The sequence below is a fragment of the Lentzea sp. NPDC051213 genome (assembly GCF_044455585.1).
Lineage (GTDB): Bacteria > Actinomycetota > Actinomycetes > Mycobacteriales > Pseudonocardiaceae > Lentzea.
This window is the reverse complement of the sequence record NZ_JBITEX010000004.1, coordinates 99,486-114,439: the sequence shown is the minus strand read 5'-3', so window position 1 is coordinate 114,439 and position 14,954 is coordinate 99,486. Positions and strand designations below refer to the sequence as shown.

Genomic DNA, 14,954 nt, shown 5'->3' with positions numbered 1-14,954 from the left:
AAAGCCCCCGGCGACGGAACCTCGCCGGGGGCTTTCTGATGCTCAGCCGAGGTAGCGGCCGGCCCACGCGGCGAGCACCTCGGCCACGTACGCGGCGTCCGCGCGGTCGGTCAGCAGGTGGTCGGCGCCGTCGAGCGAGACGAACGACTTCGGGTGGCGGGCCGCGTCGAAGATGAGCCTCGCGTTGTCCACTCCCACCAGGTCGTCCTGCGGCGAGTGCATGACCAGCAGCGCGCGGTTCAGCCCGGCGGTGCACGCCACCTGGTTCTGCTGCTTGATGTCGGTCAGGAACCCGTTGCTGATCCGGAAGGGCCGCCCGGCCAGCAGCACCTCCGCCACGCCATGAGCCTCGATCTCGGCCTTGGACGAGCCGATCAGGTGCTCCACGTGGGCGGTGTCGGCCGGCGCGCCGATCGTGACGACGGCCCGGACCTCCGGGATCTGGTGTGCGGCGGCCAGGACGGCCGCGCCGCCGAGCGAATGTCCGATGAGGACACTCGGTGCGCCGATCGTGTCGCGCAGGTGGCCCGCCGCGCACACCAGGTCGTCGACGTTGGACGTGAACGTGGTGTTCGCGAAGTCGCCGTCCGACTGGCCGAGGCCGGTGAAGTCGAAGCGCAGTACCGCCACCCCGCGAGCGGCGAGCTCGCGGGAGATCCGCGAGGCGGCCACCGAGTCCTTGCCGCAGGTGAAGCAGTGGGCGAACACGGCGGTCGCCACCACGTCTCCGGCGGGCAGTTCGAGCCGGCCGGCCAGCGACTGCCCGTCCGCACCCGCGAACACCGCTTTTCGGTTGTCCATGGGAACTAGTGTGCGTCACGTGCGCTACCAGTACCTCGATGCCCGGCTGCGGCAGGCGTTCGACGACGCCGGGCTCGATCGCGGGCAACGCGCGCTGCTGCAGGGCGTGCTGCGTGCACTTGACCCCGACGCGCACCTCGGTGAGCACGTTGCCGGCCTCAACAGCGCGTTCCTCGCCGTCACCCGTGTGCAGACCGCGCTCGACAGCCACGCCACCGAGGACCAGCCGCGCTGGAACCTCTTGCGCCGCATCATCGCCACCTCGCTCGCGTGCATGGACGCCGCCGAACCCGCCTACGCCCACGGCGGTGCGACCGAGCTGGCTGAGGCACGTCAGGTCCTGATGACCGTCGACGCGGCCATCGCGGCCGACGGGCAGAAGCTCGACCCGCAGGTCACGGCCGCGGCCGCCGCGAAGCTCGACCCTCAGGCACTGCAGACGGCCGTCAAGCAGTGGATCACTCCACTGTGGAACGGTGTCGAACTTCCGTTGCGCGCCAGAATGATCGCCGAGGTCGCGGTCGTGGTGGCGGTGCACGGCCGGGATGGCAGGCAACTGCGTGCTGACCTGCTGCGGTGGCTCAAGAAACGCACCGGCGAGGGCCTCGAAGAGGTGCTGTGGCCCCAGGAGCAACGGCACGTGGTCGCGCTGGTCGTCCGCGGTGCGCGGGTGTTGCGGCACCTCGACGAGCTGCTTCCGCAGGCGCGGCAGGAGCCGTTGCACCGCAACCGGTTGCCGAAGGACGACTTCCTCAAGGACGCGGTCGACGGGTCGTCGGTGCTGGTGCGGCTGCCGGTCAACGCGGCCGACGCGCACACGGCGGCGCTGCTCGGCAGGCGGGCGTTGAGCGAGGTGCTCGACCAGTACGCGGCGGGGGAGCGGCTCACCGAGCTGCACATCACGCCGTTGTGGCAGGTCAGCGGCCCCACCGGGCGGGTCACGCGGGGCAGTGAGCATCGGCGCACGGTCACCAACGCGTATCCGCTCACCGCGTACTGGCCGGCCGAGCTCCGGTCGGCGATGCGGGTGGCGAACCTGGCCAGGCAGGTCGACGCGCCGATGGCCAGCGCCGGGCTGGCGTGGAGCGCGCTGGAGGCGACCGGGCTGGACCCGAGCAAGATCGCGTGGCTGGCCAAGGCGTGCGCGCTGCAGATGTTGCGGCAGCACCTGATCAGCCTGCACGTCGTGGTCACCACTCACGACGAGGACCTTCGGGGGCCGTTGGACCGGCACGTGCCGACGACCGGCGTGAAGCACCACCTGAAGTCGGTGGACGCGTGGCTGGAGGTGCTGATCAGGCACAACCGCCCGAGGGAACAGCTCCACGCCGCCCAGGAGGCGGTCACCGCGCTGGCCGAGAGCGAAGGCGGCCTGGTGCAGGACCTGGTGGCCCTGTGGCGGCACCGGCTCGCGGACTCGGCGGCCCTCGCGGAGTGGCTGAACGAGCAGGAGGACACCGCCGCGGCGGTGCTGGAATGGCTCTACGTCACCAGGAACCTGGCGTTTCACGCCGGGCGGTTCGCGACCCCCGCCGACACCCTCGCGGCACATGCCGGGCAGGCCGTCGCGGACCTGACGCTGGAGTTCCTCGGCAACTGGCGAACCGTGGAGCGGCAACGCAACGAGCGGGAGACCGGCGCGGTGGAGATCTACCGCCGGCTCGCGCAGCGCAAGGACCAGCTGGAGGCCCGGCTCAGGCGAGCCGGGTCCGTCCGCAGGCTCAGCGTCGAGGACATCTCCGGCCCCGACGAGAAGTGGTGGTCACGGCACTAGGGCTTGGCCTTGGTCAGCCAGTCGTCGACGCGGTCGGGGTTCGCCTCGACCCACCGCTTCGCCGCCTCGTTCGGCGACATCTTGTACTTCGCGATGAACGACGCGACCGTGTCCTGCTCGTCGTTGCTCCACTGGAAGTTCTTCACGAGCCTGGCAGCGGGGCCGCCCTTGTCCATGAACTTCTTGGAGGCGATCTTGTCGAGCTCGTAGCGCGGGTAGTCACAGGCGACCTTGGCCGCGTCCGCGTCGCAGCCCGCCGTGTACTCGGGCAGTTCGACCTTGACCAGTTCGATGTCGAGGTGCAGCCACTGCGGCTCGAAGAAGTAGCCGATCAACGGCGTCTTCTTCTCCTCGGCCTGGCGGAACGCCTTGATCAGCGTCTGCTCGCTGCCCGCGTAGACGACCTTGTAGTTGAGGCCCAGGTTCTTCACCAGCGCCTCGTCGTTCGTCACGTACGACGGGTCGCCGTCGAGCACCTGGCCCTTGCCGTCGGACTGCGCGGTCTTGAACTTGTCCGCGTACTTGTTGAGGTTCTGCCAGTTCGTGATGTCCGGGAACTCTTTCTTCATCCACGGCGGCACGTACCAGCCGATCACGCCCTTGTTGCCGGACGGGCCGACGCGCACGGCGGTGCGCTTCTCCTCGATGTACTTCTGCTTCAGGTCCTCGTGACCCCAGTTCTCCAGGATCACGTCGATCTCGCCGGAGTCGAGGCCCTGCCAGGCCGTCTGCTCGTCGACTTCCTTCTTCGTGACCTTGCAGCCCAGCCGGTGTTCGGCGAGGTACGCGATGACAGCCGCGTTCGCCTCGTAGCCGACCCACGGGTTGACCGCGATGGTGATCGAGTCGCAGGGCTCTGCAGGGGCGGCCGAGCTGGAGCGTGGTGACGACGCCGTCGATCCACTGCCGCAACCGGCAATTGTCAACACGAACGTCAATGCCAGAGCGATTCTGGGGGCTTGCACGAACAGCTCCTCGTCGAGAGGGAACACGCGGTGCAGGAGACCGGTCAGTTCAGCTTTTCCCGTTCGATCTACGGGCGTCAAGTCATGGGATGATTGGTTGTCCACAAAGGATCGGATTTGTAGCAGCCCTTGACCGCATCCGTGCGAAGGTCAATGCTGTCGCGCATCGAGAAACGGTGTGCGCAGTCCGCAACAGGTCGGAGTGGTTTGGCGTGGATCCCGTGATTTCGGTCAGGGACCTGTGGAAGGTGTTCGGCCCCAACGCGTCTCAACTGGTGGCCTCGGACGAGCTGAAATCGTTGTCGCGGCAGGAGCTGATGGACCGCACCGGTGCCGTCGCCGCCGTGCGCGGAGTGGACTTCGACGTCGCTCCGGGTGAGATGTTCGTGGTCATGGGACTGTCCGGCTCGGGCAAGTCCACTCTGGTCCGTTGCCTCACGAGGCTCGTCGAACCGACCGCGGGCACCATCATGTTCGAGGGCGAGAACATTCTCGAAGCCGATCCGAAGCGTCTGCGTGACCTGCGGAGAAACAAGTTCTCCATGGTGTTCCAGCACTTCGGTCTGCTGCCGCACCGCACCGTGTTCGACAACGTCGGTTACGGACTGGAAATCCGCGGGGTACCGCGGGCGAAACGCGCGGAGCGGTCACAGGAAGTGATCGACCTCGTCGGTCTCACCGGTAACGAGAAGTCCTATCCGGACCAACTCTCCGGCGGTATGCAGCAGCGCGTCGGACTTGCGCGCGCACTCGCCGGCGACCCCGATGTTCTGTTCTTCGACGAACCTTTCTCCGCGCTCGACCCGCTGATCCGCCGCGACATGCAGTCCGAGGTCATCCGGCTGCACCGCGAGGTCGGCAAGACGATGGTCTTCATCACCCACGACCTGAGCGAGGCGCTCAAGCTCGGCGACCGCATCCTGATCATGCGCGACGGTCAGGTCGTGCAGGTCGGCGCCGGTGCGGACCTGGTGGGCGCGCCCGCGGACGACTACGTGCGCGACTTCGTCAAGGACGTGCCGCGCTCGCACGTGCTGACGCTGAAGTGGATCATGCGCGAGCCGCGCGCGGACGACGAGCTGGACGGGCCCGAGCTCGGCCCGGAAACCGTGGTGCGCGAGGCGGTCCGCAGCGTGCTCAGCGCCGACAAGCCGGTGAAGGTCGTGCAGAACGGCGAACTGCTCGGTGTCGTGGCGGACGAGGAGATCCTCGGGGTCGTCGCCGGGGAGGCGTGATGGTCGCCGTTTCCGCGCCGCGGCAACTGCCTCGCAAACCCCTGATCATCGGCGGGATAGTGCTGGCCTGGCTGGTGCTCTGGCTGCTGTTCCGCAACGTCGGGACGCTCCCGCTGGACGCTTCCGCGCTGACGCCGCTGCACCGGTGGATCAACTCCGTCAACGACGCGGTCGGCGCGTCCAGGAACTCCAACCCGGTGTTCCTCTACTTCTTCAACGAGATCCGGCTCGTCATCGACGAGTTCGTGACGTTCATCCAGGCTCTCATCGCGCAACCCTCGTTCGGCCGGCCGGTGCCGGTGATCGGCTGGCTCGGCGTGGTCGCGATCGCGGGCTTCGTCAGCCTCGCGGTCGCCGGCTGGCGGGTCGCGCTGCTGGCCGTCGCCGGGTTCGTGTTCCTTGGCCTGCAGGGCCTGTGGCAGGAGAGCATGGACACGCTCTCGCTGACGCTGGCCGCGGTCGTGATCTCGTTGCTCTTCGGGATTCCGCTGGGGATCTGGGCCGGGTTGTCGGACCGGGCGAGCCGAGTCATCACGCCTGTGCTCGACTTCATGCAGACCATGCCGACGTTCGTCTACCTGGCGCCGTTGACGTTGTTCTTCCTGATCGGCCCGGCCTCGGCGACGATCGCGACGCTGATCTACGCCGCGCCGCCCGCGATCCGGATCACCGCGCACGCCATCCGGTCGGTGCCGCGCAACACCGTCGAGGCGAGTGAATCCCTTGGCGCGACGCCGAAGCAGACGCTGGTGAAGGTGCTGCTGCCGTCGTCGCGCAAGACCATCGTGCTCGGCATCAACCAGACGATCATGGCCGCGCTGGCCATGGTCACGATCGCCGCGCTGATCGACGCGCCCGGCCTGGGCAAGACGGTCGTGAAGGCGTTGCAGACGCTGGACGTCGGCACGGCGTTCAACGCGGGCCTCGCGATCGTGGTGCTGGCGATCGTGCTGGACCGCGTGACCACCGCCGCGACCGAACGCCGAACGCTGCCGCGCTGGGCGTTGTTCAGCGGCCTCGGCGTCACGGGTGCCGCGGTCTACTTCTCCTACACCTACCTGTGGGCGGCGGAGTTCCCGTCCGAGGTGGAGGTCGGCAGCTCGATCAGGCAGGGCGCGACGGCCGTGACGGACTGGGTGCAGGACACGCTGCCGGCGGTCACCGGCGGGTTCAAGGACTTCGTCACGTGGGCGCTGATCAACCCGCTGCAGGCGCTGCTCGCCGAGTCGCCGTGGTTCCTGGTGGCACTGGTGATCGTCGCGCTGTCGTTCATGATCGGCGGCGTCAGGAGCGCGCTGGTCTCCGCGGTGTGCTTGGGACTTCTGGTCGCGACCGGCCTGTGGCAGGACTCGATGATCACGCTGGCGTCCACGCTGGTCGCCACGATCCTGGTGATGATCCTGGGCATCGTCGTCGGTGTCTGGATGGGCCGCAGCAGCCGGGCGGACCGGTTCATCCGGCCGATCCTCGACGCCGCCCAGGTGATGCCCGCGTTCGTGTACCTGGTGCCGTTCCTGGCCCTGTTCGCCGCGACCCGCTTCACCGCGATCATCGCGGCCGTCGTGTTCGCGGCCCCGGTCGCCATCAAGATCATTGCCGACGGGGTGCGCGCGGTCTCGCCCGCGACCGTCGAGGCGTCCACGGCGCTGGGTTCCAGCTCGTGGCAGACGATCGTGAAGGTGCAGTTGCCCATGGCGCGCGGTGCGTTGACGCTCGCCGCCAACCAGGGACTGATCTACGTGCTCTCGATGGTCGTCGTCGGCGGTCTCGTCGGCGCCGGCGCGCTCGGTTACGACGTGGTGGCCGGGTTCTCGCAGGGCCAGTTGTACGGCAAGGGGCTCGCGGCCGGTGTCGCGATCGTCGTGCTGGGCGTGATGCTCGACCGCCTCACTCAGGCGGCCGCCAAGCGGTGGACCAACTAGGAGGTCTGGAAAGTGGCAAGGCACAGCGTGCTGGGAGCGGTGCTCGTCGGAGCACTCGCGCTGGCTGGTTGCGGTGGCGCCAAGGTCGGTGACACCTCCTCGGGTGCGGCCGGTGACTGCGGCACGTTCAACCTCGCGATCAACCCGTGGGTCGGCTACGAGGCGAACGCGGCGGTACTCGCGTACGTGGCCGAGAAGGAGCTCAAGTGCAAGGTCACCAAGAAGGAGCTCAAGGAAGAGGTGGCCTGGCAGGGCTTCGGCACCGGTGAGGTCGACGCGGTGGTCGAGAACTGGGGCCACGACGACCTGCGCAAGAAGTACATCGACGAGCAGAAGACCGCCATCAGCGCGGGTTCCACGGGCGTGAAGGGTCAGATCGGCTGGTACGTGCCGCCGTGGCTCGCCAAGGAGCACCCGGACATCCTCGACTGGAACAACCTCAACAAGTACGCCGACCAGTTCAAGACGTCCGAGTCTGGTGACAAGGGCCAGCTGCTCGACGGCGACCCGTCGTTCGTGACCAACGACGAGGCTCTGGTGAAGAACCTGAACCTCAACTACAAGGTCGTCTACGGCGGCAGCGAGACCGCGCTCATCCAGGCGTTCCGCCAGGCGGAGAAGGAAAAGAAGTGGGTCATCGGCTACTTCTACTCGCCGCAGTGGCTGCTGAACGAGCTCAAGCTCGAGAAGGTGAAGCTGCCCGAGTACAAGACGGGCTGTGACGCCGACGCCGAGAAGGTCGCCTGCGACTACCCGGACTACGACCTCGACAAGATCGTGGCGAAGAAGTTCGCGGACACCAACGGCCCCGCGGCTCAGCTGGTCAAGAACTTCAAGTGGACCAACGAGGACCAGAACACGGTCGCGAAGTACATCGCCGAGGACAAGATGAAGCCCGAGGACGCGGCCAAGAAGTGGGCCGAGGCCAACGCCGACAAGGTCAAGGCCTGGCTGCCCAAGGCCTAGCTTGATCTAAGGCAACAGCGAAAGGCGTCTGCAAGTACTACCAACCCCCGAGTTGGTAGTACTTGCAGACGCCAGTACCCCCGGCATTACGCGGCCTGTTGTCCGTTGGGGACCTCAGGCTCGTGCCTGTGTGTCACGCGGTGCCACCACGAGCGGGGCCGTCCGCCGTTGCGGTAGTACTCCCGGACACGACGGGCGTCCTCCCGCAGGGCTGCCTGCCGGTAGTCCATCTCCGCCTTGATCGCCTCGGGCGTCCACTCCATCTGACTCACTCCTCAGTTCGCTTTGCTGACGAGAGTGAGATTGCTACTGAGGGGTGGCCCCTTACATCGGACGATCACGTAAGGCTGGGCCGTGAGACCCCTTACTCAGCGGCTGAGTCCGAGGTCGGAAGGTCCCTCCGCCCCGCCTGAGGGGTCACGACGCGCCGCTCGCAGAGGCCGGCCGCACGGTGGTCGCCGCACGGGCCTGGTTGTCGTCAGGGTTCGCGTCCGTGCGATCCCAGTCCGTCACCACCGCGACCGCGCGGAACGTCGCCTTGCCCGTCGCGGCGTCCTCGGCCGAGTAGGTGTAGGCGAACGGGAAGTCGGTCCGCCCGACCGGCACCCGCTGCGTGAGATGGCCGACCTCCTGCTCGTACCCGTCCGGCCCCGCCCGGTAGAGCGTGACCTTGACGTTCTCGTCGTAACGGGCGTTGGCGACCGACACCTTGAGCTGCTTGGTCTGGCCCGCCCGCGCCGTCGCGGGCGCCGAGAGCCCGGCCAGCGTCACGTCGTGCGTCTCCACCTTCAGCGTGGTCACGGTCGACCCGCTGCGGCCGTCGGCGGTCGCGCCGGTGGTCGTGATCCGGTACTCACCGTCCTTGGCGTACCGGTGCTGGAACCGTTCGGTGGCGGCCGGATACGTGGTGCCGTCACCGAGGTCGACCGTCCCGCTGACGAGCGGCCGTCCGATCGGGTCGCCGGCCCAGGTGTTGAAGCTGACGTCCCGATAGACCGACGCGGGGGCGGGTGACGCCGAGGTCCGCGGGCTGATGGCGGCCGCGGTGCCGAGCTTGACCCAGAAGTACCTGGACTCCTCGGGTACGTCGGCCACCCTGATCAGGTAGGTCTCGCCCGCGGCCGCACTGAACACCGCGCCCTGGTAGCCGCCGCCGGAACGAACGCAGTCCACTTCGGACAGATCGCTCGCGCGGTGGACGCTCATCGCGGCACGTTCCGTCGTGACGTTGACGAAACGGGCGTGCGCCGGGGTGTAGCGGTACCAGACCGACCTGGTCGCCGCGGTGTCGCAGCTGGGCGGCACCTCGCCTGGCTCGGCCGTCGCGAGGGACAGATCGCCCTGGTGCTCGGCAGGCAGGCCGGTCACCGTGGCAGCTGCCCGGCTGTCGTTGGTCTCTGGCGCGGCGTTGTCGAGCCTGAACTCGACCGGGCCGCCCCAGCCGGGATAGTGGTCCACCAGCAAGAACCGGTACGTGACGCCCGCCTTGGCGTGGACGGTCTTGTTGTAGCCGCCGTACTCGGTGCAGGTGCCGGGCTCCTCGGTGAGCGCGCCCCGCTGTCCGGTGTAGCCAGCGAGGAACGGACCCCATCGGCCACTGCGCGCGCTCACCCTCAGCAGACCGTCGGCGGGTGCCGTGTACTTCAGCCACACGGTGTTCTCGCCCTGCCGGAAGCAGGACTGCGGGTCGTCGGCGGCCTCGGTGGCACCGGTGGTGTCGATCGTGGTGGTCAACGGCAGCGCGGTGATCTCGATGGCGCTGTCGAAGTCGTCGCCGGCGGTGGCCGCGTGGGCCACACCGGGCAGCAGGACCGCGACCATCGCCGCCACCAGGGCGGAAATGCGCAAGCGTGTGGACATGGTTCCCCCTAGTGCGCGAGTGCGGTCTGGGCGGCGGCCGGACGGACGGTCGTCGCGACCGCGATCACCTCGTTGTCCATCGGCCGCGCGTCCTCCACCGGGTACGGCAGCTCGACGACGGCTCGGAAGGTCACCTTGCCGATGGCCGCGTCCTGCGGCGTGAAGGTGTAGGCGAACGGGAAGTTCACCGTCCTGGTCGGGTGCGCCGGGACGTCCAGCTTCAGCTTGCCGACCTCCTGCCACCACTGGCCGTCGTGCTTGTAGAGCGTGACCGTCGTGCCCGCTTCCAGGTAGCGCGTGTTCGACACCTTCACCGAAACCGGCTTCTGCTGCCCGGCCCGCGCCGAGGCCGGGACCGTGAACTTGGCGATTCCGACGTCCTGCGTCTTGACCTTCACGGTGGTGGTGTCGGTCGAGGTGCGGCCGTCTGCCGACGTCGAGCGAACCGTCACGGTGTAGTCGCCGTCGGCGTTGTAGCGGTGCGATCCGCTCGTCGCGGTGCTCGGCGGCGCGGTCGTGCCGTCGCCGAAGTCCCACTCGGTCGTGACCGGGGCGTCATAGCCGTTGCGGTGCTCGAGGTGGAACGAGACCGTCTCGTAGACCGACCGCTCGTCGGAAGTGCCGGTGCCGACCCGCGTCTCCAGCGGGAGTGCCTCTGAAAGCTCCAAAGTGGACGGATAGGTGTATCGCAGCTCACCCCGCAGCTGCAGGTAGTACTTCGTGCCGGCGTTCAACCTGAACGCGGTGCCGCCGTAGGACTTTGCCCTGGCACATCCGACCGACCTCAGGTCGTGCAGCGCGGTGCCTTCGTAGACGGCCAAAGTCGGGCCATCGCTCGCCCTCACCAGGCCGACGACCGACTGGGTCTGCGCCGGCGTGTAGCTGAACCAGACGGAGGGATCGGTTTCGTTGGCATGGCACGCTGACGCCACCGGCTCGTCCGGCTCGTAGGTGGCGAGGGTGAAGTCCGGGTGCGGAGCGCTGAACGGCAACGACGGAACCGGCTGTGCGTCGGCGAAGTTGTCGTTGGCCAGCGGTGCCACCCGCTGCACGGACAGGTTCACCGTGCCGCCGGTGTCGTCCTCCGCGGTGTTGACCATGAAGTGGTACGCCTGACCCGCGGTCGCGCGGACCGTCATCAGGTCGCCGGTGCGGCTGCCGCACGCGTCCTGGACGTACCGCAGGGCACCACGATCGCCGGTGAACGCGGTGGTCTTGAACTCGCGGTCGTCACCGGTCGTGGTGAGCCGGACGAAGCCGTCCTCGGTCGCGATGTAGCGGAACCACACCGAGTTGTGGGCGGCGTAACCCTCGCAGGTGCCGGGGTCGTCCACGGCTCTCTTGGCGTCGGTGAGGTCCTGCTGCACGGTGAACGGCAGTGCGGTGATCTCGGTTGCGGTGTCGAAGTCGTCGTTGACCGGTGGCGCGGCGTGCGCGACTCCCGGCATCAGCACTCCCAGCGCCACCACGGCGGCGACTGTGAGCATGCGTGATCGCAGTGCAGGCATAGGCGAGCTCCCCCTCTGACCTTGCCCCCGCCTCACTTGACGGAGGCACCCCGCCTGCTCACGTGAAGGGCGGGGTGCCGGTTGCCACCCCGCCCCGAATTGCGCCGTTCGGCCTACTTCTGCATGGCCGTCACTTCCGTGCTCCACTGCCACGGCGCCGCCGTACCGCCCGGCAGCGAGTTGAAGTACTCCCACCCGGCCACGCCACCGAAGTTCGAGTACTTCGTGACGAGTGACCGCACGGTCGTGCGCAACGTGGAGATGGACACGTAGCCCGACCCGCCGTTGGCCGAGTTGGTGAGCGTGCCGAGCACGACCTTGTTCGCCGGGATCACCCGCCGGTTGATGATCTGGTCGTAGTGGGCGGTGCTGCCCGCGTTGCCCCAGCCGTTGTAGAACTGGCCGTTGAACCACGCGATCTTCGAGCCGTGGCTGCGGTACAGCTCCTCGTAGTTGAAGCCGGACAGGTTGCCGCCGCCCCACAACGCACTGGCGACCGGCGACAACGTGACGATGAACGAGGAGCCGAAGTCGACCTTCAGCTGGTCGATCACCCGCCGGATGCCGGTGATCGACATGCGCTCCTCGACGTCGAGGTCTACACCGTTGAGCTTGTACGTGCGGATCAGATCTCGCAGCAACGGGTAGTACTCGTTGAAGCGGGTGTCCAGCCTCGTGAACGAGCCCGGCGCGGCACCGCCGACCATGCCGATCACGTTGACGCCGCGGGCCTGCATCGCGGCGAGGTCCTTCCACATCTGCGTGTACCGCGAGTGCGCCGGCGGGTGGTCGTTGAGGTGGACGATCTTGTTCTCGTTGAGGTGGATCGCGGCGACGAGGACGTCCGTGACGCCGGTGTTGCGGTCGATCAGCGGCTTCGGCGAGACGTACGTCCCGGTCGAGCCGTTGCTGTACTGGGTCTGGTAGTAGACGACGGTTCGCTTCTGGGTGGCCGCGGATGCCGGTGGTGCGGCGAGCACCACCAGCAGCAGGGCCAGGAACAGCTTCTTCATGGGTTACCTCGTGATGCGCAGGGTGATCACTTGGAACGGGCGCAGCACCACCTCTGCCGACGCGTCACCCAGTGGCCGTTCGAGCAGGTCGGTCTCCTGGATGCCCTGGTACGGGAAGGAAGTGCTGAGTGAGGCGCGGGCACGACCGCCGTGCGCCTCGTAGAGCCGGACGACGACGTCGCCCGACCGGTCGTCGGCCAGCTTGACGGCCTCGACCCTGACCGCGGGGTTGTCCGTCGACACCAGCGGTTGTGGCGTCACGGACCCGCGGACGGCCTGCGGCGGCAGGTTGATGCGGTACCCGGCGTCGATCGCTTCCGGCACGCCACCGATCACGAGCGCGTAGCGGAAGCGGTGTTCGCCCTGGTCGGTCTCGGGATCGGGGAACCGGGGTGCGCGCAGCAGGGACAGGCGCACGGTCGTGGTGGTTCCGCCGTCCTCACGGGTGGTGCGGGTGACCTCGTGGCCGTAGGTCGAGTCGTTGACCACCGCGACGCCGTAGCCGGGCTCGCCGACGTGCAGGAAGCGGTGGGCGCAGATCTCGAACTTCGCGGCCTCCCACGAGGTGTTGGTGTGCACCGGGCGGTGCAGGTGGCCGAACTGGGTCTCGGCGGTGGACACCTCGGCGCGCAGGTCCAGCGGGAACGCGATCTTGAGCAGCTTCTCCCGCTCCTGCCAGTCGACCTCGGTGTCGAAGTCGAGCTGCTTGGCGCCTTCCCGCAGCCGGATCGTCTGGGTGAGCACCGAGTTGCCGAACTTGGCCCGCACCACCACGCCGTCGGCGCCGTCGACCCGTTCGGACGGGATCAGGTCGGCCTTCCAGTTGCGGTAGAACGGGTCGATGTCCCAGGCGTCCCACTGGTTCGGGTTGTCGCGGTGCAGCTGCGGCATGCCGGCGAACCCGTGCGGCGGCAGGACTTCCCGATCGGACTCCAGGTCCAGCACGGACAGCACGATGCCGTCGGCGTCGATCGTGACGCGGAGCCGGCCGTTGTCGAGCACGCCGTCGACCGGACGCACGAACGCCCGAGGGGTGTCGCCGCCGAGCACGTCGAACGTCAGCTCGTCGTCGCCCTCGCCCTTGATCGCGTCGATGGCCTGGGCCGTCAGGGTCTTCAGCTCGGCGGCCACGCGCGCGTAGGTCGCCTCGGCCTCGCGGTGCACCCAGGCGATCGAGCTGCCCGGCAGGATGTCGTGGAACTGGTGCAGCAGCACGGTCTTCCACAGCCGGTCCAGCTCTTCGTAGGGGTACGCGTGGCCTTCGAGCGCGGCTGCGGTGGCCCAGTGCTCGGCCTCGCGCAGCAGGTGCTCGCTGCGCCGGTTGCCCTGCTTGGTCTTGGCCTGGGTGGTGTAGGTGGCGCGGTGCTTCTCCAGGTACAGCTCACCCGCCCACACCGGCGCGTCCGGGTACTCGTCCTGTGCGGCTTGGAAGAAGTCGCGCGGCGGTTCGACGCGGACGGTGGGGGAGCCTTCGAGGTCGGCGACCCGGTGGGCGGTCTCCATCATCTCGCGGGTGGGGCCGCCACCGCCGTCGCCGTAGCCGAACGGCACCAGGGACCGCGATGCCTTGGCGTGCTCGGCGAACTGGCGTGACGCCCGTGCGAGCTCTTCGCCGGACAGCGTCGAGTTGTAGGTGTCGACCGGGGGGAAGTGCGTGAAGACCCGCGTGCCGTCGATGCCCTCCCACCAGAACGTGTGGTGCGGGAACTTGTTGATCTGGTTCCACGACAGCTTCTGGGTGAGGAACCAGCGCGAGCCGGACAGCTTGATCAGCTGGGGGAGCGCGGCGCTGTAGCCGAACGAGTCCGGCAGCCAGACCTCCTCGGTCTCCACACCGAAGTTGTCCAGGAAGAAGCGCTTGCCGTGCACCAGCTGGCGGGCCATCGCCTCGCCGCCGGGCATGTTCGTGTCCGACTCGACCCACATGCCGCCGACCGGGACGAACTGTCCACTCCGGACCTTCTCGCGGACCCGGTCCCACACGTGCGGGTGGTGGTCCTTCATCCACGCGTACTGCTGCGCCTGCGAGCACGCGAAGTAGAAGTCCGGGTACTCGTCCATCAGCTTGGTGACGTTCGAGAACGTCCTGGCGCACTTGCGGACCGTCTCCCGCAGCGGCCACAACCAGGCGCTGTCGATGTGCGCGTGGCCGATCGCGGAGACCTTGTGCGCGGAGGCGGTGGCGGGCAACGACAGCACGTGCTCCAGCTCGGCGCGGGCGAGGTCGGCGGTGGCGGCGACCTCGTTCAGGTCCAGCGCGTCCATCGCCCGGTCCAGCGCGTGCAGGATCTTGTGCCGGCGCGGGTCGTGCGGCTGCAGCTCCGTCATGAGCGACTGCAGCACCTCGATGTCGAGCATCAGGTGCCACACCTGCGGCTGGAACACCGCGAGCTCGGCCTTGAGGATCTTGTACAACGGCTCGGAGCCCGCGGTTTCCTTGTCGCCCAAGGTGGTCGGCAGGAACGGGTGGAAGTCGAGGATCGTCGGGTTGCCGGCGGCCTCCAGGTAGTAGAGGACGTCGCCTCCCTCGACCGGCAGGTAGGTGTTGCGGGGCTCGATGCCCTTGATGGGCTCGCCGGCCGCGTTGTAGGCGAGACCCTCGGACTGGAAGCCGGGGCCGGGGTGGGTGAAGCCGAGGTCCAGCACCACCTCGACCTGCCTGCCCTGCCACGCCTCGGGCACCGAGCCGGTCAGCCGGAACCAGCTCGTGCTCCACGGCGCGCCCCAGGCGTCGCCGACCTGAGCCGGTTCGTAGGAGGCCTGGAGGGCTTCCGCGACCGGGACCGGCTCGTCCGGCACGGTCCACACGGCCAGCTCCAGCGGCGCGGTCTCGCCGTAGATCGCCGGGCGGATGCGTTCCTTCAGCGTGCGGTTGAGTCGTTCTTCCAGCAGCTCGCGTTCGTCGTGCAC

At 68.2% G+C, this 14,954-nt stretch carries 11 protein-coding genes; 4 read left to right on the top strand and 7 right to left on the bottom strand.

Annotation, left to right across the window (positions count from 1 at the left end; translation table 11 throughout):
• Positions 1-42 precede the first annotated feature (42 nt).
• Complete coding sequence (locus tag ACIA8G_RS18710) at positions 43-801, bottom strand: alpha/beta hydrolase family protein (RefSeq protein ID WP_396419794.1); 759 nt, start codon at positions 799-801, stop codon at positions 43-45.
• 19 nt (positions 802-820) lie between these two features.
• Here ACIA8G_RS18710 and ACIA8G_RS18705 point away from each other — a divergent pair, with 19 nt between their 5' ends.
• Entirely contained in the window at positions 821-2,575 is a 1,755-nt protein-coding gene (locus ACIA8G_RS18705) for a hypothetical protein (protein ID WP_396419792.1), read from the top strand.
• On the opposite strand, the gene ACIA8G_RS18700 is transcribed toward ACIA8G_RS18705, so the two are convergent.
• Entirely contained in the window at positions 2,572-3,540 is a 969-nt protein-coding gene (locus tag ACIA8G_RS18700; RefSeq protein WP_396419791.1) for an ABC transporter substrate-binding protein, read from the bottom strand. The genes ACIA8G_RS18705 and ACIA8G_RS18700 overlap by 4 nt on opposite strands.
• A gap of 212 nt (positions 3,541-3,752) precedes the next feature.
• Between ACIA8G_RS18700 and ACIA8G_RS18695 the strand changes: the two genes are divergently transcribed.
• The 3 genes from ACIA8G_RS18695 to ACIA8G_RS18685 are packed head-to-tail and all read left to right on the top strand — an operon-like array spanning position 3,753 to position 7,663.
• Complete coding sequence (locus ACIA8G_RS18695; protein ID WP_396419790.1) at positions 3,753-4,775, top strand: glycine betaine/L-proline ABC transporter ATP-binding protein; 1,023 nt, start codon at positions 3,753-3,755, stop codon at positions 4,773-4,775.
• A complete protein-coding gene (locus tag ACIA8G_RS18690; protein ID WP_396419789.1) occupies positions 4,775-6,697 on the top strand; it encodes an ABC transporter permease in 1,923 nt (640 codons plus the stop codon). Before ACIA8G_RS18695 ends, ACIA8G_RS18690 begins: the two co-directional genes overlap by 1 nt.
• Positions 6,698-6,709: 12 nt before the next feature.
• Positions 6,710-7,663, top strand: a complete 954-nt coding sequence (locus ACIA8G_RS18685) for an ABC transporter substrate-binding protein (RefSeq protein WP_396419788.1) — start codon at positions 6,710-6,712, stop codon at positions 7,661-7,663.
• A gap of 86 nt (positions 7,664-7,749) precedes the next feature.
• Here ACIA8G_RS18685 and ACIA8G_RS18680 read toward each other — a convergent pair whose 3' ends face one another.
• The 5 genes from ACIA8G_RS18680 to ACIA8G_RS18660 all read right to left on the bottom strand — a co-directional run bounded on the left by ACIA8G_RS18680 (position 7,750) and on the right by ACIA8G_RS18660 (position 14,954).
• Positions 7,750-7,926 carry a hypothetical protein gene (locus tag ACIA8G_RS18680; protein ID WP_396419787.1) on the bottom strand — a complete coding sequence of 59 codons (177 nt, stop codon included), beginning with the start codon at positions 7,924-7,926 and terminating at the stop codon, positions 7,750-7,752.
• A 154-nt stretch (positions 7,927-8,080) separates the two neighbouring features.
• Complete coding sequence (locus tag ACIA8G_RS18675; RefSeq protein WP_396419786.1) at positions 8,081-9,523, bottom strand: PKD domain-containing protein; 1,443 nt, start codon at positions 9,521-9,523, stop codon at positions 8,081-8,083.
• 8 nt (positions 9,524-9,531) lie between these two features.
• Entirely contained in the window at positions 9,532-11,031 is a 1,500-nt protein-coding gene (locus tag ACIA8G_RS18670) for a PKD domain-containing protein (RefSeq protein WP_396419784.1), read from the bottom strand.
• A gap of 113 nt (positions 11,032-11,144) precedes the next feature.
• On the bottom strand, positions 11,145-12,044 hold the full coding sequence (locus ACIA8G_RS18665; protein ID WP_396419783.1) for a chitinase: 900 nt from the start codon (positions 12,042-12,044) through the stop codon (positions 11,145-11,147).
• Positions 12,045-12,047: 3 nt separating this feature from the next.
• Complete coding sequence (locus ACIA8G_RS18660) at positions 12,048-14,954, bottom strand: alpha-mannosidase (RefSeq protein WP_396419781.1); 2,907 nt, start codon at positions 14,952-14,954, stop codon at positions 12,048-12,050.

Coding starts and splice junctions, on each gene's coding strand:
- ACIA8G_RS18675 (WP_396419786.1), bottom strand. CDS start 9,523: ATGTCCACACGCTTGCGCATTTCCGCCCTGGTGGCGGCGATGGTCGCG.
- ACIA8G_RS18670 (WP_396419784.1), bottom strand. CDS start 11,031: ATGCCTGCACTGCGATCACGCATGCTCACAGTCGCCGCCGTGGTGGCG.
- ACIA8G_RS18710 (WP_396419794.1), bottom strand. CDS start 801: ATGGACAACCGAAAAGCGGTGTTCGCGGGTGCGGACGGGCAGTCGCTG.
- ACIA8G_RS18665 (WP_396419783.1), bottom strand. CDS start 12,044: ATGAAGAAGCTGTTCCTGGCCCTGCTGCTGGTGGTGCTCGCCGCACCA.
- ACIA8G_RS18680 (WP_396419787.1), bottom strand. CDS start 7,926: ATGGAGTGGACGCCCGAGGCGATCAAGGCGGAGATGGACTACCGGCAG.
- ACIA8G_RS18690 (WP_396419789.1), top strand. CDS start 4,775: ATGGTCGCCGTTTCCGCGCCGCGGCAACTGCCTCGCAAACCCCTGATC.